Source organism: Dehalobacter sp. DCM, from assembly GCF_024972775.1.
In the GTDB taxonomy this organism is placed as follows: Bacteria; Bacillota; Desulfitobacteriia; order Desulfitobacteriales; family Syntrophobotulaceae; genus Dehalobacter.
The window spans coordinates 3,442,746-3,462,853 of record NZ_CP092282.1; the positions used below are offsets into that span (position 1 = coordinate 3,442,746).

Here is a 20,108-nt window from a genome sequence, read left to right on the forward strand (position 1 = left end):
GTGACTTGGTAAAGCTGAACACCTGTGTTAAGTTGACATATTTTACTATTATATCAAAAGCATAGGGGATTATTCTTCCGGTGTCAAGATAAAATCCTTACTCCTAAATTCATCCATAACTAAAAAACTGTCAAGAGCACGAATGTCTTTGACAGTTATTAACTCAAATACATGCGGGTTAACCTTGCCCCTCTGCGTATTCGGCTAATACACGGAATGCCGAATCACAGGCGCACACACCTTCCATTCTTGTCCGGATTCATAGGTTGAAATCGCTAAAACGTGCTCGGTTATTCTATCTTTATTGTCGGCGGGTTATTGACTGCTTGGGAAAGCAGTTTATAGATCGTCGCCGCTACCGGTACGCCCAGCAGGACACCGGCGATACCCATAAGCCCGCCGCCGATAGTAATGGCCGCAAACACCCAAAGTCCCGGAAGTCCGATACTATCACCGACAACTTTGGGATAAATCAAATTGCCCTCGATCTGCTGCAGGATGAGGATGAAAATAATAAACAGTAACGCCTGGAACGGGTCTACCATGACAATGAGCAAAACACCTACTAACGCTCCGATGTAACCGCCCAACAATGGTATCAGCGCAGTCAGTCCAATGAACGGCCCGATGACGGTAGCATAGGGAAAGCCAAATATCAACATACCGATGGTACATAAGACACCTAAGATAACCGCCTCTTTGACCTGTCCGACAATATAATTTGTAAATGTCACATTGGCTGTATGCAGCGCAGCATACAGCTTTTCCCGCCGTTCAGTCCGCATGGTGCGGCGAAGCAGCTTCCTAAACTGTCTTCCCAATGCATCTTTACCGAATAATACATAAATTGCAAAAATAAACGCCAGGATAAAGTTCAGAACCTTTCCGAACACGGTTCCAACAATCGAAACGGTTCCCCAAGCCCAGTTTCCGATCAGGGACATGGCTTTTTTCAGCACGGTTGCCCCATCCATATTCAGCTCCTGCAGTTTCTCCTGCAGGATTGGAAGCTGATTCTGGTGTTCATTAGCCCAGACAAGCAAATTATTGTACATCTGAGGGAATCCTGCAGTTAGCAGATGAACGGTCAGATTGATTTGAGGAATAAGGATATACAGAAAAAAAGCCAGAATAAGGATAATCGTCACAATAGCGAATAGGATGCAGATACCCCTTCGGCTTTGATTAATCACTTTCGCCTTGCTCTTGGGAAACACAATTCTCTCATACGCACAAACCAGGATGTTGATGACATACGCCATCGCCGCACCCAGCAAAAGCGGGAAGATAACCCCGTAAATGTTACTGATGATACCGGCAAATTCCGTGAAATAGATGACCAGTAAAAGAATCACACCGGATAGGATAATTAGTCTCACAGGGGTTTTATATTTTATTATGTTTTTATTTGTATCATTGGTCATGCCTATTAAACCTGCTTTTTACTACAATTACTATTCCTATATTATAGGCAATTGTCTTTTTCGGCAAGCAATTTCTGACACACATAGAAAAACATCTGTTATTGAAACAGATGTTTTCTTATAAACCATTTAATTATGCCAGTGGATCCATAATGTCATTTTTTAGTCTCCAAACATAGAAACACCCCTTGCACTCATCAACAAAAATTATACATTTCCTATTATGGACAAGCAATTATTCGTTTATACTTCTTTTTGTTTTATCCTATTCCGCTCACGCAAATTTGACATAAAAAATCAAACAAACTGCCAACATATTTGATAAAAATATAATAAACTTGCATTTTCTATTTTCCATTCAAAGACATCATTATTGCCAATTGTACGCGGAAATATTTTGACGGGCTGTGTTAAGTTAATCGTGGCAGACGTGTCCGCATAGACACATTTATTAACACTGCTAACCATTCCTTGAGGTACGCATAATCTCAAATTGATTTTTTCAGTCGGATTTCTTACTAAATGACCTAAAAAAGGCATCATTTTTCTCTGCTCATCACCCAAAGTGTATTTGAGAGTAAATGATGTTTCCTCATTCCTTTTCAGTGGCACCTCAAATAGGATATCCACCGTTTTTTTCGATTCACGCTCGTCTTTATGCGGCATGACCTTATGATTAAAGGGAGAGATAATAGCCGGTAATTCACTAATTGTTGAACTTGTCCAAAAATAGGAACGCTGCATCCCACTTATATCTTTCAATGCCTGAATCGTATAATTTGCACTGTAAGTTATCTCTTCCCGTGATTGGAAATATAATTCCACTTCAATTTCCTTATAAATATAATCCATTGATAGCGACGGGAATTTTGGCTTAAACTTGTTCAAACGGTCTCTATAGGCCATAACAGATGCAATAATTGTTGCCCCCACCGATAATCCGGCTACAAAATATTGCCATGCCTGGATATACCCGCTTGTGATCAGAGAAACGATATTGGCTGCAATGAGTGACCAAAAACTGAGTAATACTGCCCAGATCACACTTGCTGATAAACTGGTGATAACTCCGATTTTCAATTCTTCTCCAAGTTTTTTTGCCATATTAATTACCCATTATTGTTATATATTACCATATGATCATAGCAAAATATGCTCCCCTTTACAACGGCTAAATTATCGCGATCAAAGTAGAATCCCGTCAAATTAATTGCTTTAAGATAGGAAGTATCCTGCCATCCCCTATGGTCTGGATCTTCGTGTAATTACATTTTACTCCGTCATCTAAATCGATAGGGGTACACGCTGCCGCCAGCTGGGAGATTTTTGCGTTATACGCTGCGACTTCGATCAACTTTTGACGCAGTTTTTTTTGCCGGTGGACCGCCGCAGTGACAAGCTTCGAACACTCCACCCCAGCTTCTGCGGTAGATCCACCGTTTTTATCGATGACTTCCTGCAATCGATCAATTTCAGTTTCATAAATCCGCCGCACACGATTAAGGCCGTTTACGCGCAGATCCTCGATCGTACCTGTATGATAACTCTGCATATAGACAAGCGCTTTAAAGCCGTGGGCTCTGCCGCTGTCAAAAAGCCAGTAAATTGGACGCTTATGGTAGGTCTGGCAGTGATCACGGAAGAACTCGTTAAGAAAATATTTTCGGATTACGTCACGTGAGTTTCTGACGCGTGCGCTTCGGCCAGCCCGGTTTGCTGCCCTTCCCGATTTTCCGCCAAGGGCGTCCGCAATAAAATTTAAGTTCTCCTCCAGATAGCCCCTACCAAATACCTGTTGAAGAAAATTGCATACTAAGCCAACGATATCATCCCTGATATAGACTGTATCAGGGATTAGTAAAATACGCTCTTTCCTTTCTCCTCCCGTTGTAATCAACCCGTCTGTATTTGGACTGTAACGCCCAAACAGGCACCCGACAACATAAGAAAGAAACGAACGCACATCCCTTCCGTGATTCGCCCGGCCGATGGTCACATCTCTATCCGGGATATCCGGCAACATTTCTTCCTGTAATCCATAAACACGAATAAAGATCCGGTTAATCTCTTCCTGGAGTGACTTCAGCTCTTTAAATTGTTTATGGGTAAAGGCTGACCAAGCTGCGTAAGCATCCTCTAAACGGGTACTCCCTTCAGGCATTCGGTAAGTCAGGAACGGATGCCGCAGGAAGTCCCAGGAGTTTTCATAGGAATTCCAATTGCTGCGCGCAAGAGCGATACACTTCGCTGCCAGGGTTTCCACAGACGCCTTGGCATCCGAATCGATGATCAGCGGGAGCGATTTGACATCACTGATCTGGTAATTCAGTGTGGGGTTGATTATCTGTAAAAGCATATAGGCGACTTTTGAAGATAGAAACGCCAGAATATAGGCGGCATCGGCACCGGCAAATAAAGAAGAACCGGCCACATCAAAAATGAATCCCTGCGGAGAATATCGGACACCAAAATATGACGAACTGATAAATGACCACGTAATTGATTCCTTAAAGTAATACTCTCTGCTTTTGAGCCGGACCCAGGTTCCTTGATTTAAATGGGAGGTATACTCCTTGATTTCAGCTCCGTCATTTTCCCAATTGACAACATAGACGTTGTTTCCGTACCAAAGACGGTATTCGCCGCCTTTGTTATAGGGGAACCATTTTTTCTTCGAATTCTTGGCTTCATCCAACCCGGACATATTGAACCCGATCTTTGCGTAGTCGACCTCGTGCCACAGTCGCAGAAACTTTTCGTTGTTACCGGTGGCCATGCCTTGTTTGACAGTATATCTTTCACCCAGCCTTGCCTGACCGGCAAATACCTCTCTGACCCGGTCACTGACCCAGTATGCTATCGGCTTTCCTGGTATCAATTTAAAATTCCGGGCATCCGCCAGATAGACGTAGCCACAGTCATTATTCCGGATGGCATCCAGTACTTTGTTTTTTTGAACCTCCATGCCGCCCTTGAATCCCGTCAGTTTGATATAGCAGCCTTCCGCTATCGCCTGGTCATTTTTCAGGACCAAAGTACAGATCGGGACAGTCGCATCGTCATACGCGGAGTATTCCATTTGGATCAAGGAGATAATTGCCTTGTTGTCAATGATAAACTCACGCAATGCCTCGTAGCTCTGAATAAACATCCAGACAAACGGGGTCATCAATGCGCTGTATCCTCCCGGCAGGCAATAATCAAAATTACGAACCATATAGACGGAGAAAAGATCCCCACTATATGCCTTATAATTCGTTCGTACGTAGTCTTTTAAATGACCCTGAAATTTATTCATATACGGCGGATTCGTACAGACCGCGGCATATTTTTTGGTCATAATCTCCGCCTGCCGGGTTAATTTAGGCAGGAGGTCATCAGCTTTAAGCAAATTGTCAAGCTTATCATTGTCAAGCTTGAGGATTGAACCAATTTCGTTGGCATGAGCAAAAGCGACGTGAAGGTAATTATGATTACCGGCGATCGCCTCACTATCTTCTATGCCATAGACATTCAGGGTGAAATCCCGTTCGAACAAATCAGGGCAGTATTTTCTTGCTTGCATCAACAGGGCAAAATAGGTAAGCCGGTATGCCATATCATCGATATCCAAACCATACAGGTTATGCTTGAGAATACTGACGGCCGCGTCCTGGTCTGAGTAGCCGCATTCGCGGTATACCACCATCAGGACATCAAACGCGTAGACCAAAATATGCCCGCTGCCCATGCAGGGATCAAACAAGGTCAATTCTCGGGGATCTATTCTTTCCCCCACATCCCGAATGGGTTGATTTTCAGGTTCAATTAAGAAAGTCAGTTTCTCACGCAGTCTGCTTTGCGGATTTCGTTCGAGCCAATAACGTCCCAGCGAATTATCGACCATATAGCGGACAATCCAACCCGGTGTAAATAGCTGAGTCGCCGCCGGAATATCCTCTTTGCTAACACATCCTTTATAGATATTGATGACGGCGTTCTTGCGCTCGTCATTGTAAAATTGATAAAGCCAACCGATAATCTCGATGTTTTCTTGAAAGTCTTCCTCAGCAATATCATGAATCAGATGATAAACAATGCCCTCCCTGTCAGTATAGGATAGTTCCAGGGACAAGAGCAGCTCGTACAGCATTGGCTGAATCCCGTTGATGTCCATCTCAAAACACGCCGGCATGATATCATGCAGTTCCCGGAATTGTTTGAACAACAGCAGCCGAAACAGCTCGTCCAACTGCTGTGTATTCTTTAACTCTGATATCCGTTCTTTTTCCTCCGGCGTATAATTGAGATTAGCTAAAAAAGGAGCTGCCACGATATCCGGCTCTAAAGAAGCACGATTTATCGATGACAGCACCCTAACCCCGCAAGGCAAACAATGATTTACTTCCATGAATCGCACAGTAACCAGACGGTTGAACCAAATGGTAGCCGCGTCTTCAACCATGTGATCATAAGATGCGTTATTTTCCGCCAATCCAAGCCTGCCGGCCTTCTCTCGCAACTCAGCGATCAGCTTGCTTCGTGACCAGACGGCAAAGCTTTTTATAGCCGCTTTGTTCATAAAACGCCCTCCTCAGAATCAAAGTACAACTTAGATCCAAGTAATCAGGCTATGAGCAAATCAACGTATAAGACTATCGTATTGGCATCAACATGATGTTACTTGATTCCCATTTCCTCTTTTAACTTATTTAACTCTTCATCGACCGAGGCTGTCCCTTTCGTGGCATACTTTTCTTCCAGTGCTTTTGCCTCGTCAATGGGAGCGGTGTTCAATTCGGCCATAGCATTGGCCTCATCCAGCATTTTGTTGGCTTTGTCTTCCATCCGGGCAAAGGCATCCAAAGCACCTTGGGCTTTATCTGCCGCGCTGCTGAATTCATTTAATGTGGCCTGTGTTTTGGCAATTGTAACTTTTGCTTGGATCATTTCACGACGTGCTTTTAACGTTTCGATATCCGACGTCAATTTATCATGCATTTGGCGCATTTTAACTGCATTTTCGTGAGCAGCGGCAAACGCTGTCATCAAGCCGGCGCCTAAATTCTCCAACTCCTGTTTCTTGGCTATAAACACCCTCGCATCGCCATCGTTGGCAGCCTGCAAGGCTTTTTTTGCATAATCCGCATATTTAGCAACTTCCGCTTGATTTTCATCCACCAGACGTTTTGTCCGTGTTTCCTCAGCCATGACTCCTGCCGTACTGCGTTTGACTTCTGCGAGATCCTCCATTGCTTCATTCAGATACTGGTCGATCATCTTGGCCGGATCTTCCATTTTATCCAGTAGAACATTGATGTTTGCTTTAATGATGTCACTGAATCTTTCCAGAATCGCCATTAGAATCTCCTCCTCATAATATGATTACACTGTCCGTCTCTCGGGCAGAATGCATCCTTTGGTCTATCCCTATATTTTCTCGTTCTCGTCAGTATTATCCACCGATTTGAACGCATCATACCGGGTCACGAGATCTTCAGCTTGAGTGGCATCGTTCTGGTCATACTTCTTGGCCAATTCTTCAGCTTCAGTATCACCGAATTTCTCAAGGGGTGTATGCAGCATTTCCTCAGTCCTTCGTGCTTCAATATCCTTCTGTCGCTTGGCAAGCCGCCACCAGCTAAACAGAATGATAACTAATACCAGGATCCCAATCACAAACAGAACGGGAATCCAAGGCGACCGTGTCACGGTCATGATCCGGTCCGCCGCATCACGAAATGATGTGCTGAAATACTCTTCATCGGTCAAGCTTTTGTCATAGTAGTTCCGGTCGAGATAATCGAGAAGAATATTGCCGGCTTCGGTATCGATAACTGTTTTCGCTTGGGTGCCGCTAATATAATAATCCATATAGGAATTATTGTATTCGAAAAAGACCAGCAGGACATGCGCTTCATCCGTAAACAGCTGATCATAAAGATCGCCTGCATAGGCTTCCATTTCGTCCATTGTCGGCGTATGTGACCCGTTGATCGTGTCGGTAATATAAAGATGGGGCTGCACACCGGTTTTATCATAAAAATATTTTAACCCCGGCAGAAGCTTTGTCTCATTGGTGATCCAGCCCAGTTCGTCAGTATAATAATCCGTTTCGTTGACAGCCCCTGCCGGCAACGGTTCCCGTGCTACGGAAGATGGTGTTATATCCGAGCTGCCGGATGACCCGGGGATCGAACCTATCGAGAAAAGGATAAACACGATAATGAAAAGGATAAGCAGGATCACAATCAGTGTCCCGCAGCCGCATCCCATTCTCCCCGGCCCAACCGGTCCGCCGCCAAAGCCCCCGCCGCCAGGCCTAATCGGTGGTCGATCAGGCCCTCTAAACATGCCCCCGCCACCGCCGAAGGGGCTGCCGCCGGAGCCTCTGCCCGAGCCACCCCCGAAGAGACCGCCGCCACCGCCAAAGGAGCCCCTGCTGGGACCTCCGCCAAATATGCCTCCGCTGCGACCGCCGCCGCCTCTGCTGCCTCCAAAGGAGCCTCCGCCGATTCTGCCGCCGCCAAATCCGCCGCTGCGACCGCCACCGCCACCGCCTCCGAATCCACCGCTTCTGCCCAAGTCGACACCCCCTCGATGTATGGATATTCCCCTATATCTGATACCTGCTATGCTGTCCTTTTCGATGTGAAAAGTCATTTTCCTTTGTCATTGTTTGCGATAAATATAAAAATCTTCGGTGTGTGCCTTATAACATATCCCTCAATTCTTAAAGTATGTTTAAAAATATATTGATCATTCCATTACCCGTTGGTGAATTGATTATTTTTCGATCTCAGCCCATTTGACGATGGCTTCAAGGCGCGTGTCAACGCCCAACTTCAGGAATATGTTGCCGACCTGAAAATCAATCAGGCGGGTGCGTTTGCCCATAATCATCGCTATATCCTTGTTATGAAGACCTTGTGATATCAGATGCATGATCATGTTTTCTTTGGGTGTAAGGATCGAGTCTTCGTCTACCTTTGATTCTTTCTCCCTTTGAACATGGCTCTCGCCATCCTCATCATCCATAAGGACACCCGGTATCGGGGAGAAAAAAAGTCCGCCGTGATGGACGTCAATGATTCCATCAATCATATCTCTGGCGGAACAATCCTTGATCATAAAGCCATGAGCGCCCACCCGGATCGACCGGTTAATAAAACCATGCGGGTTCTGTCCAGTGAGCATAAGAATTTTTGTATTGGGGCTCACTTCCTTAATCTTCTCGACTAAATCCGTACCGTATGTATCCGGTAGGAAAATATCCAAGAGGATAACATCCGGTGGCGTTTGTGTAATAAAATTGATACATTCCTGTCCGCTTTTCGTGATCCCAAGGACTTGTATACGCTCATCTCCGGACAGTAAAGCGAGTGTACCCTCGGCGAAGAGAGTATGATCATCAACAATCAATACGTTAATTATTTCTTTTCTTTCTGCATCCATAGATCCTTAACCTCCACAGCGATAGATGATTGCCGGTGAAATGATGAGATAAATTACAGTAAATTAGAGTTTTGCAGCAGCCTCATCGCTATTCTCGATGGGGATAGCTGCAATCAAGGTCGTACCCTGGCCAAGTTCTGAATAAATATCCAAACTGCCCCCGATGCTTTCAACTCGCTCTTTCATCCCGACCAAACCCAAGTGGCCGCCTTTCAGCACCCAGTCATCAATGTGTTTTGTATTAAAGCCCTTTCCCGTGTCTGTAACCGTCATGACCAGCCGTTGATCGCTGCATACAATAGATAGTTGTATCTTATCCACATTGGCGTATTTCACAGCATTGGTCAAGCCTTCCTGCATAAAGCGATAAGCAACGATTTCTACATCTTCATGATAGCGCGCATCATGATCTATCCCATCCCACTTCAATGAGATAACCAGCGGTTCTTTGGACATTGTCGATTCACATAATGTTTCCACTGCCGATAACAAGCCGAGCTGACTCAACGTTGGCGGCCTCAGCGTATTACAGGTTTGGCGCAGTTCGTAGTTCAATTGTTCAGTAATTTTCTGCAAATGGGCTATGACCTGAGTGGCTTTTTCGTCCGCAGCCACATTCGAATCATCCGATAAGACTTTTAACCAGCGGCTGGCATCCAAGCCAAGCTGAAGCGGTCCTGCATGTATTTCCTCCGCAAGCAGCTTTCTTTCTTTCTCAAAATTATTAAAGAAGAATTTCGGCATCCATTGAAGTCGATCTCTAAGCATTTCCTGTTTGGCTTTTCTATCCAGCTCTTTGATTTCCTGCGACAAATTCGTAATCGTATGAATGGTCAAAACGCGTTGAGCCATTTGTTTGGCAATAAGTGTAATAAATACCAGTTCATTTTTCTCATACTTGATAAAGGATTCATGATGCCCCAAAAAAATTCCGCACAGAAAGAAATCGTAACAAAACGGTATAAATACTGCGGCTGGGCCATCCTCCAGTAAGATTGCCTCATGTCCCTCATCGGTTCCTTCAAAGACGTATTTACTTGCTTCAAAATACTCGGCAAATTGCTGCTGCACTGCGACATCATCTGTAAATATTCCCGCGGCTCTTTTCATGCAGCCGGTGCTCTTGTTCTCTGCAATAAAAAAAATACCCTGTATTTTCAGGTTTTTTATCATCTGCTCGAACAGATCGTTGTCAGCAAGCAGAGCAAGGCTATCGGTGAGTTGCAGCACCTTCTTATTTAAGGTCCGGTCCCCTTCATAGATGTTGTATTTCTCAAGTAACCGTTTACTCGTTTCACTCATGAGGATAAAGCAGAACATGACAATGAGCGTGACGCTCACCACCAATAAGAAAATGCTCATGCTCAACGTCTCAATGATATGAAGATAAATGAGTACAATTGTCAGCAGAACACTGGCGATTACCGCTGCGATAAAAAAAGAAAGAATTTCCCCGAAGAGCCTTCTGCTATCCGGCAGATATTCATTAATAATAACATAGTACCAGGTGACAGGGATAAAGGCCACGAACAGACTCCCGGCTTCAAAGTTCTGGAGAAACGGTCCACTGAATACGGTTGGAATAGTAATCAAAAGAATAGCCGGACAAAAACCCAGTATAGCGCCTCCTAACAGAATAACCGCCTGATTTCTGATTTTCCTGTTTCGATCGAACGCTTTAAGGATTAAATAGAACAAAACAAAAAGGATGCCTATAGTAACGTTTGCCAGCGTCAGTCTCCTGATTATTGAAGAAATGCGGATAATCTCAAATGACTGAAGCATAATCAGGATGACAATACCCATGTAGAATAACAAAAATATTTTCTTGGCATGGCGATAGAAGACGGATTTGTTTTCTACCGGAATCACCGAAAAAAAATTGAGCAAAAGCACGGGAATTGACGCAAACGCGATTGTTTCTGCCTCCGGTGCATAGGGAATACCGCAGCTCGAAGCAGGAGATAGATTGATCGCTAAACCGATAAACAGGTTAAGCCAGAAAAAAGCGCACGCTTGAATCAAAAAAGGACGTCGATGCCACGTAATGAAACCCACTATCCAAAACGTAAATCCGAGAATGTATAGCGGCAGTTTTGCTAATACATTCTTAACCGCATCACTCTTGGGGATGTTAACGACGCGGCTGTCTGATTGACCCGGCTTACGAAATTCAATCGCAGCAGCACCTTCCGCATGATTCCATTTCTTTATGTTGGAATAATCGCCAACAGCCCCGTGGTCAATACTGACAATGATGTCGCCGACCCGTATTCCGGAGCGATAGCCTTCATAGCTCTGGTCGCTGTTGACGACAATCCAGTTTCCATCTTTATAGGCTATCTCCAGCCCGATACACGATTGATCTTTCCAAAGGGAAATAAATATTAACGTAATAATCATCGAGATAATGAAAGCAATGTAATATATGTGTTTTTTGAATTGGTTACTCCACAACAAGTTTAATCATCTTTTCTTTTCTTACTGCGTCAGCCGGGAATTCTTCCATTACTCCCAGCACCTTTTGCTTAAATTTCTCATACATAACCTGACAATAAGGGGTAACCCCTTCTTCATGAAATAAACGCATCACGTCGTTTTGTTCTTTTTCACCAAACGCCCCTCGTCCTTGACGCGCTTTTGCCGCGAGATGACTGAAGCGAACGGCCTTTTCTTCTTGTAGAACGCTCAACAGATACGTAAACGGAAGTGTTTTTGTATTGTTAAAAAAATCTCTTTTCTTCGAGAAGTTTAAGAAATCCCGTAAATCATTCCGTATTTGATTCATTATTCCATAATATATACCGACTTGGCCAAAGCCGTTAAGCACCGAATCAGAGACGCCGGCAAACAGTGCCCCAAGCTGAAAAGCACAGGACATAAGGGCTCCTGATTTTTGCTCTACTAATTCGAAATATTGCTGCAGTGAAATACGACTGCTCTCTTCATATAAAGTCTCCCTGAATTGTCCGTCACACGCAACCAAACCTGTCTGATTCAGAACGTGTTTACTTAATCGATACAACTGGGGATCTTCAACAGCAGACAGTGCTTTATCACTGAGCATAAGAAAACAAAGGCCTAGATTCAATGCCTGGGCATTGGAGATTTTACGCCAAGGAAGCTCATCGTTATCCTGATCCTGAATATCATCAAAGATATCCGCAGCCGTTGCGAATAATTCCATTGCAATAGCTGCGGACAATGCACTCATTGTATTCCCTTTGGCATAGTCACAGGCTAACAGAGTGAAATTTGCCCACCGGAATGACTTTTCATCCGTGTATTCTGCGTTCAGGGAAGAGATGAGCAGCTGCTGCATCTCGGAATTGATTCCTGCTCCAGTGATCATGTCCATAATAGTTTGTGAGATCAGCCGATTAGTCTGAAGATCGCCCATCAATCACATCCAGGCGGTTAATTCGACACTTCCTGCCAGTGTGCCATTTCCCGATACCTTAAATTGCGGGGTATTGTTGATCATTCTGATTTCTTTTTCGATCAACTCTCTTTTGCTTTTCTCAGACATAAATTTTTGAGGATCTTTCACAAACTGGTTGACTTGGGATGCGATTTCTTGATAATTCATAGTGAAACGCTCCTTTCAAAAATATAACATATAATAATTGTTTGACATCAATTTCCATATTCCTTCTTTAAAACGAGAAATAATGTTAACTTTTTATCTTTTTTCCGACATAAGTTGAATAAATGTCGCATCATAATTCCGTCACCGAATAATTGCTGTATTCCTCATAAGCATTAGAAATTATCTAACCACAAAATTAGGTACGGTGAAGCATTCTACAATACTGCCGATGATGTTCTTCGTTCCGGCTCGGGTATAGATGCCCTGGAACTTGCCGTCATAGAGATATAAGCCAATGATATAGTTGCTGTCGATAAACCGGACGTTTTCCCGGTTGAAAAAGGCCATAGGGAGTTTCGGGACGATGCAGAATTCCTGCAATAGATAGTCCTGTCCGGCTTCTTCCCGTATGATCCCCTCCCACTGTTCCGATGTATAGTCCCGGCCAATCCGAACGCCGTGGGACGCATATTTATCCATTGGTTTTAACACCAGCTGATCTTTATTTTCTCTCGCTGCCATTACCATCTGCGGGTCACCGCTATCAAAAATCCGTGTATAGGGGATATGTTCCCGAATAAAATCCCGGTCTTCCTCTGAGAGGAAAGGGGTTTTCTCAACGTCATGAAGAAGCGCAAAAATAACTTTATTGTGCGCGATTTGTGAACGGAAAGGTCCAACCACACAGACATCGCCGTTCAAATAAGCGTCGAAAAACGGCTTACAGGCATCGGCATGAGCCATGGCTTCGGCGGTGACTAAGCGGCGATAAACACAATCGATGCGAAAATTCTCATGATAAAGTTTGCCGTCGCGATAATCCAATGATCGTACGTCAACGACCCGCGTCGGACAACCGGCCCGCTGAAATGCCTTCTGGTATTCAATAAATTCACTGGGGATCTTGCCCGAAAACCAATCGACGAGTGCCACCTGCGGCAGATCGTTGCTTCTGCTGAACTCGGCATATTTATTCTTGACGATTTGTACCCAGGAATCGAATAGCTCAAAATCCTGAAGCGTATGCGTTTTTTCTATCTCCTTGATCGCCGTCGAGGCTTTAAAGATTCGGGCTAATTCCTGCTGTTCAATCATACCGGAGGAGCCATCCGTATTTAATTCACAAAATTGAAATCTTCCGCTGTCAAAATTGTAGAATATATCAAACCGGCCAATCGGAATATCCGGTTCATAACCTGGATCCTTAAGGATCAATGCTTCTAAGAGCGGATCAAAACCAAAATGAACCCGAAAGTTTTCATCTTCGAGGTACTTGCAGATAACTTTCTCCAGAATACCGTATAATTGGTGGGTCAATTGGGTGAAACGCCGGATATCGGTCTCTGTTAAAAACATGGGCTGATACAGAAATTCGACCGGTTTATCCTTATATTCGGCAACGGAATGCGCGACTTCCTCGAAAACCTGCTTATAGGAAGCAATATAGGTGTCGGCGTTGGCTAGTACCCTTTGCTGGTATTTTTCAAATAATTGTTCGGTGGACATGATTTTACCTCCTGAATATTAATTTGCTGTCAGCGGATTTTTATGCCGACCCCTTTATTGAAAAGGATGATTGCGGCCAGGAAAGACGCCAGCATCATAACCGCGGTTAAGGCAATATGAACGACGATACTGCCTTCATACAGGCCTAAGTATGCGGCACGCGTGATGCTGACCAGGGGATAGATCGGGTTGATAAAACGGATGGCCGATAAGATACCAGGCAATTTCGCGATTTCAAAAAATACGCCGCCTAAATACGCCAGAGGCGTAATCACGATAGCCAAGACAAAATTCATCTTTTCAAAATTATCCAGAACCAATCCGCAAATGAGTCCCAAAGAAGCGAAAAAAAATGAGGTCGCAGCTAACGCCATGAGAAATAGCCACGGATGTTCTAACTGCATACCGATGAAAACGATCGTAGACACATAAGTCATAATACCGACTAAAATACCGCGAAACGTCCCCCCGAGAATAAACGCCAGTGATATTTCTGCATTTGAGATCGGATAGCTGTTCATGTCCTGGAGCGTATTCTGGAACTTTTGAGATACCAACGAAAACGACGGATTCTGAAAGGCAGCAAAGATGGCCCCCATGGAAGCCAGGCCCGGTACCAGAAACTGCAGATAATTGACACCCTCAATCCCCACCTGCTGGGTTCTGAGCATACCGCCGAAAATACCCAAATACAGGATATTGGAGATAAGCGGCGCCAGTATCGTTTGGATCGGAACCTTCATAAATCGCTGAATCTCTCTGCCCAGAAGGGTAATAAAACCCACTTTATTATAAAACAGTGTGCCCATTTCCAGTCTCCTCACGATGGATAAAACTTAAATAAATATCCTCCAGTTTAGGCTTCTCTATAGTCAGATCACTATATACGAGCTGATGCTGCGAGATACGCGCCATGACCGTGGCTAAATCCGTTTTCAGGGCTGTTAGCTGAACCCGGTTGTTATCGATGATGTGCGGATCAAATTCAGCTAAACATGCCATATCCCCCGGCGTTACGGCATGTTCAAATTGGAAGCTGACCGTCACGCGGCGGGAGAATTTCTCCATCAGCTGCACCTTGGGTTCATCGGCAACAATTTGGCCGCTGTCAATGATCACAATACGGTTGCAGAGTTTTTCCGCTTCCTCAATATAATGGGTGGTCAGGATAATTGTTGTCCCGGAGGCATGCAATCGAATCAAAAAATCATACAGCGTATGCCGCATCTCGATATCAACACCGGCCGTCGGCTCATCAAGAATGAGTATTTTGGGCCGGTGCACCAGAGCTTTTGCGATCAGAAAGCGTTTCTTCATCCCTCCGGAGAGTTCCCGGATGTTGGCGTTGCGTTTGTCCTGCAAATACAGCGCTTCCAACAATTCGTCAATGGTGTCCGTGTTCTTGCGGATGCCAAAATAGCCGGACTGTTTTTTCAGTGTTTCATAGAGGGGGAACGTCGAGTCATATCCCGTTTCCTGGGGGACGATGCCGATGATCCTTTTGGTCGCCAGCGCCTGGGTATCCAAATCATAACCGTCGATGATGACCTTACCGCCGGTTTTAAGCACATTGCCGCCCAAAATATTGATCAGCGTTGTTTTTCCGGCTCCGTTCTGACCCAGCAGCGCAGTAAATTCGCCTTTCTGGATATCGAGATTGATATGTTTTAATGCCTCTTTCTTCGCGGGCTGGTAGGTTTTGGACAGATCGTTGATTGTCAGCATCGTTTTTCTCCACAGGATACTTTTCTCGGATAGGGGTAAGTATTTCTCTCAAAACTCGGAGCGAATGCCGCTACCGAATTTTCATCTAAATTCTTATCTGGATACTTTTCCGTATGTGCAGCCGCCTGACGAAGACCAAACATAAGCAAGCTCTCCTCATGCGCCATCATTTCCCGGGCGATCCGGGATGACGGTAAACGTGTTATATCCGTAAGCTTAGCGTATTCCTTGCGGACACTTTGCCGGTATAGGCTGTTTCCCGTATTTTTATCCATCAGTCCGGCGATGGCTGCTAACTTTCCAAAGATCTTTTCGCCGAATTCCCTCAGTGAAATCATTTTACCATCATACCGGTGGAGCATCAGCCCGTTCTTCCTGCCGTAAAGAGCCGTCAAATGATGATTGGCATTGATTTGTTTAAGCTCGTCTGCTGTTATAGAGTCACTATGTTCAAATAGACAGTACATCATGAATACTTGAAGAAAGTGAAGCCCGCTCAGGCTAATCCCTACTTTCTCAAAGGGATCCAGATCCAGCATCCGGATTTCAATGTAGTCCACGCCTCTTTCTACCAGTGCCTTCAATTGGGTTTCACCCTTGCGGACATTCTGTTTAACACGGATCGAAGAGTAAAATTCGCTTTCTGTCTGCAGAATATTGCCGTTTAATTGTACCGGCAGGTTGTTTTCCCGAAAGCCAAGACGTGTATAATCCGGATTTTCCTGTTCAAGCATCTCCCGTACTTTTTCTGTATATTCCCCCAGGTTGTTAAAAAAAACACTGTAACGGTTTTGATAGGTATTGGAATAGCCAAACCGGCTGACGCGCAAGGATGTTGTATATTGATACAAATCCGGAATACCCTCGCGGCAGCAGGGACAATTCTTTTTGATGACCTCGAGCTCCTTTTTGATCACCGAAAGGTAGCTCGAATCACAATAAGGTGAAGCGCCAAACAGATAAATCAAAAGCCAGCGGCTGCGCAAAAAATTCCTGGCAAGCGCGAAATAAATCTGATCCACAAACTCACGCCGCCCACGATCTTTTTCCTGATCCACGGTGTTTTTATCCTCACAAGCATGACTATCTGAAAGCGTATTTGGATTGCCATATTCGCCATACAAATAATCCAGCAACTCATGACTCAATGAAAAATTATAATGTATACCAGAAATCATCTGCATTTTCTTACCATACCGCAGCGCCAATCCGCGTCGGTAAGTTTCTTTATCGCGCCCGTATGCTGTATCAGCAAAGCGGGCTATCGGTATGCGGTCTTCATCGGGAAGTCTGGGCGGCATACTTAGCGGCCAGAGCAGTTCATCTCCGATCCCCTCATCCACTTCCTTCCATATGGCCTGTAAAGCGGCATAAGCTTCCCGCACGGAGGGATATGGCGGCGTGATCATCTCCACCTGACTTTCGGCAAAGTCCGTCGTAATCCGTGAATTGATTGTTTTGTCACCAAATTGCGCCGGATGAGGCGTCAGCGCAAGTTGACCTGAAGCGGTTATCCTTTGCGACTCCAGCTCCAGTCCGAAATTCCCTTCTCTGAGCAATCGATTTTTATTGTTATAAGCAAATAGCTGTCTCACTTCATCAAAATTCCATAGCATTTTTAATTCGTCCTCAACCAGTTAATAATTTCGTTGGATTCATAGAGGGGCTTGCCGTCGATAAATAAACATGGAACCTGATTCTTGCCGCCAATCCGCATGAGTTCCTGATAGGCGTCCGGTTCTTTATGAATATTTTTATAGGTTATCGGGATATTTTTCTGCTCAATAAATCGAATCACTTTTTGGCAATAGATACATCCATCAAAATAATACAACTGTAACTGCATCTTAACCGACCTCTTTTTTATCGCATTGAATAAAACCCTAATAATGATTGTCGATCTCATCTCCACTCATTATAAATCTTTCTTTGTATCCGCACAAATTTACCCCAGACCGGCGGCAATATTCATGATGGTACTTTTACTTATTAGATTTTACTTATTATTTCTTCCTTCTATATAAGACGATCAAAATTGCAGGTACGCTAATAAGTAATCCAATCAATGCCGCACTGACTTGAAACACTTGAAGTACCGGGACAAACACTGACTGAAATCCATTAGCCGTTATACTGCCCAGCCCAAGAACAATTGTGTCAATTCCGGGAATGAAACGTGCCTGATAAATGATATGACCTGCTATAACCAATGGTATGACAGCAAAAACCAGTTTAATTCTGGTTGAGGCCCCTTTGGTTTTAAATGGTCTTCCGATCCACCAACCGCATACTCCCCCCAACAGAGCGCACGTTATGTACGCTGCACTGAACCACATAAGCCATTTATCTGCAGACCAAACTTCACGGAGAGATTCAAAATAATTCAGCGGGAATAAAATGAAAAGGATTACGCCGATAAAGACCACATACCCTTGGTTTATCCGTGTAAGATGCCATACTTCACGAGCGGGGATCCGAATATTCACTTGAACGGAATGATGGGGACAAATACGCAAGCAGTTAAAGCAAAGCTTACAATCGAGATTATTGTCCAGATAAGGAAGGTGTTGGGACATGGGACAGCCCTTGATATCGCCTTTGCCGACATAGCATTCCAAGGTGGTACATTTATTCAGACAGACTGTCGCGTCTGCTCTCACTTCCATAAAAGACCCAATGGATGCAACCCCGATAAAACCACCCAAGGGGCAGAAGTGTCGGCACCAGTTGTGCCTCGGATAAAGTATACTGACACATATCGCGGCCAGCTGAATGACGATGAGTAATATTCCCGTATAAAGCAGGTTATACCGCATATGGCTCACAACTTCGATCCAAAAAATAAGGACAAAGAGGATACTTACAATTAAGTAATCATATTTCACAATGACAGCAGGCAACGTACGTTTAGGATGAAACCTGTTTTGAAAAAAGTCCATAATGGTTGAAAACGGACATACCGTGCACCATATTCTGCCCAGAAAAGGCGATACAACAGCGATAATCGGCCACCATAGTCCCCAGATCAGGGCCAGCACTTTTAACTCAGGCGAAATAGGCAGAGGGGTGATCATCCCCACAATAATCACGATAAATAAGACGGCTGATATTCTCCGAAGCCACAGAATGCCGGAGCTTTCTTTAAAGAATTTATTAAAGAATGACCATTGCAGCAAGTTAATTTTTCGGCCGATTTTCTCTGATGTCGGTCCGAAAAAAATTTGTTCCAGACCAATAACATCTTCCAATGCAAGAAAGAAAGCCCTCTCAATCACTTGAATCAGTTCATTGACATTGCCTTGCCGATAGTGGTGCGAGAGTAACAGCTGCATTGCCTCCGGCGTCAGGGAAGGGAGAACGCGTTTGTTCCTTTGTGCCAGCATCTCCAGGATTCCCTGGGTTATAATCGGTATATCGCGTTTCCGTTCGCGCAGCGGTTTGACATAATGTGTATGCATAAAGCATGATTGTAATTCCGGAACGACTTGTCCTTCACCGGATGTTGTGGTTTGAATGCTTCCAATAATAAAATTCTTGTTCTTGTGGTACTGTAACAACTCTGCTAATTTAAGCTGCCCGGCAATAGAAATCTGATCAATATCATGAATAAATATGGTTCCACCTAAAGCGATATCAAATAGACTGTAATGCGGCATACCTGATGAATCCGCGCTATATGTCCCTGTCTTCGATAACAGTCCTTCCCATTGCTGCTCAAAGCGTCGGCCATCAACAACAACAAAAGGGGCAGTTTCACCGAAAAGCCGCTGATGCGCATGCCACGCAATCATTTGTCGCCCGGTTCCCCTTTCTCCCCGGATAAGTAAATTCCCTACCCGATTGACAAGCTTCTCTATTGTTTGTTCCACTTCGGACGTTGTCCGAACACTGCCCCATATACCGTAATATCTTTCTTGATGTTCGGTCAACTTGATAACGGAGCTTAATACTTCTTTATACTTCTTTTCAGAAAGCATTTGGTTTGCTTCGTTAAGATATTCACTTAGCTGAATGATGATCGTCTGATAAATCCGGGGCCAACGCAACAGCATCCGCGCGAAGTCTTCTGCGGTCATTCGCAGAAATCGGCATGGTTCAAGACAATGTGCGGTATAAAAAGAAGCACTGCCTGTTACCAGCGACAAATCACCAAACACCTGACCGGGCCCAAAGGTTTGCGGCGTGTTATAGTCCTGGTTCCGGCTATTTATTTCAACCTGGCCTTCCACAAGTAAATATAAAAACTGGGCTTTTTGACCTTCTTCAATAATAATAGCCTCTTTAGTAAAGGTCTCCCATTGAAAGTCTTTCTTCAACTCGAATAATTCGTGTGTAGATAATCCGTCGAGGATGGTAACCTTTGAAAGGGAACTGAGTATCTCGTCTTGCATTCATTCCACTCCCCTTTTTGCGAAGGCCTAATATCACTA

General features: G+C 44.4%; 14 protein-coding genes and 1 pseudogene. All 15 read right to left on the reverse strand.

Features of this window, described 5'->3' with window-relative positions:
- Positions 1–290: 290 nt before the first annotated feature.
- A complete protein-coding gene (locus LPY66_RS16000) occupies positions 291–1,424 on the reverse strand; it encodes an AI-2E family transporter (RefSeq protein ID WP_337985251.1) in 1,134 nt (377 codons plus the stop codon).
- A 297-nt stretch (positions 1,425–1,721) separates the two neighbouring features.
- Complete coding sequence (locus LPY66_RS16005) at positions 1,722–2,528, reverse strand: hypothetical protein (RefSeq protein WP_337985252.1); 807 nt, start codon at positions 2,526–2,528, stop codon at positions 1,722–1,724.
- Between the two features lie 97 nt (positions 2,529–2,625).
- Positions 2,626–5,985, reverse strand: coding sequence for a BREX-1 system adenine-specific DNA-methyltransferase PglX (gene pglX / locus LPY66_RS16010; protein ID WP_337985253.1), 3,360 nt, complete (start codon positions 5,983–5,985; stop codon positions 2,626–2,628).
- A 98-nt stretch (positions 5,986–6,083) separates the two neighbouring features.
- Positions 6,084–6,764: a PspA/IM30 family protein gene (locus tag LPY66_RS16015; RefSeq protein WP_337985254.1), complete on the reverse strand. Its 681-nt coding sequence runs from the start codon at positions 6,762–6,764 to the stop codon at positions 6,084–6,086.
- Positions 6,765–6,833: 69 nt separating this feature from the next.
- Entirely contained in the window at positions 6,834–7,988 is a 1,155-nt protein-coding gene (locus tag LPY66_RS16020; protein ID WP_337985255.1) for a hypothetical protein, read from the reverse strand.
- A 201-nt stretch (positions 7,989–8,189) separates the two neighbouring features.
- On the reverse strand, positions 8,190–8,858 hold the full coding sequence (locus LPY66_RS16025; protein ID WP_337985256.1) for a response regulator transcription factor: 669 nt from the start codon (positions 8,856–8,858) through the stop codon (positions 8,190–8,192).
- A 63-nt stretch (positions 8,859–8,921) separates the two neighbouring features.
- A complete protein-coding gene (locus LPY66_RS16030) occupies positions 8,922–11,261 on the reverse strand; it encodes an ATP-binding protein (protein ID WP_337985257.1) in 2,340 nt (779 codons plus the stop codon).
- Between the two features lie 43 nt (positions 11,262–11,304).
- Complete coding sequence (locus LPY66_RS16035) at positions 11,305–12,210, reverse strand: polyprenyl synthetase family protein (RefSeq protein WP_337985258.1); 906 nt, start codon at positions 12,208–12,210, stop codon at positions 11,305–11,307.
- A gap of 51 nt (positions 12,211–12,261) precedes the next feature.
- Positions 12,262–12,447, reverse strand: a complete 186-nt coding sequence (locus LPY66_RS16040; protein ID WP_337985259.1) for a hypothetical protein — start codon at positions 12,445–12,447, stop codon at positions 12,262–12,264.
- 180 nt (positions 12,448–12,627) lie between these two features.
- Positions 12,628–13,953: a glutathionylspermidine synthase family protein gene (locus LPY66_RS16045; RefSeq protein WP_337985260.1), complete on the reverse strand. Its 1,326-nt coding sequence runs from the start codon at positions 13,951–13,953 to the stop codon at positions 12,628–12,630.
- Positions 13,954–13,982: 29 nt separating this feature from the next.
- Entirely contained in the window at positions 13,983–14,762 is a 780-nt protein-coding gene (locus LPY66_RS16050) for an ABC transporter permease (RefSeq protein ID WP_337985261.1), read from the reverse strand.
- Positions 14,743–15,678, reverse strand: a complete 936-nt coding sequence (locus LPY66_RS16055) for an ABC transporter ATP-binding protein (RefSeq protein WP_337985262.1) — start codon at positions 15,676–15,678, stop codon at positions 14,743–14,745. The genes LPY66_RS16050 and LPY66_RS16055 overlap by 20 nt, the downstream gene beginning before the upstream one ends.
- Before the next feature lie 116 nt (positions 15,679–15,794).
- Positions 15,795–17,294 (reverse strand): annotated as a pseudogene (locus LPY66_RS16060) (glutamate--cysteine ligase); the annotation flags it as partial.
- Positions 17,295–17,296: 2 nt separating this feature from the next.
- Complete coding sequence (locus tag LPY66_RS16065) at positions 17,297–17,524, reverse strand: glutaredoxin family protein (protein ID WP_337985263.1); 228 nt, start codon at positions 17,522–17,524, stop codon at positions 17,297–17,299.
- 157 nt (positions 17,525–17,681) lie between these two features.
- Positions 17,682–20,069 (reverse strand): cyclic nucleotide-binding domain-containing protein, encoded by a 2,388-nt coding sequence (locus tag LPY66_RS16070; protein WP_337985264.1) that lies wholly within the window; start codon positions 20,067–20,069, stop codon positions 17,682–17,684.
- Between the last annotated feature and the right edge of the window lie 39 nt (positions 20,070–20,108).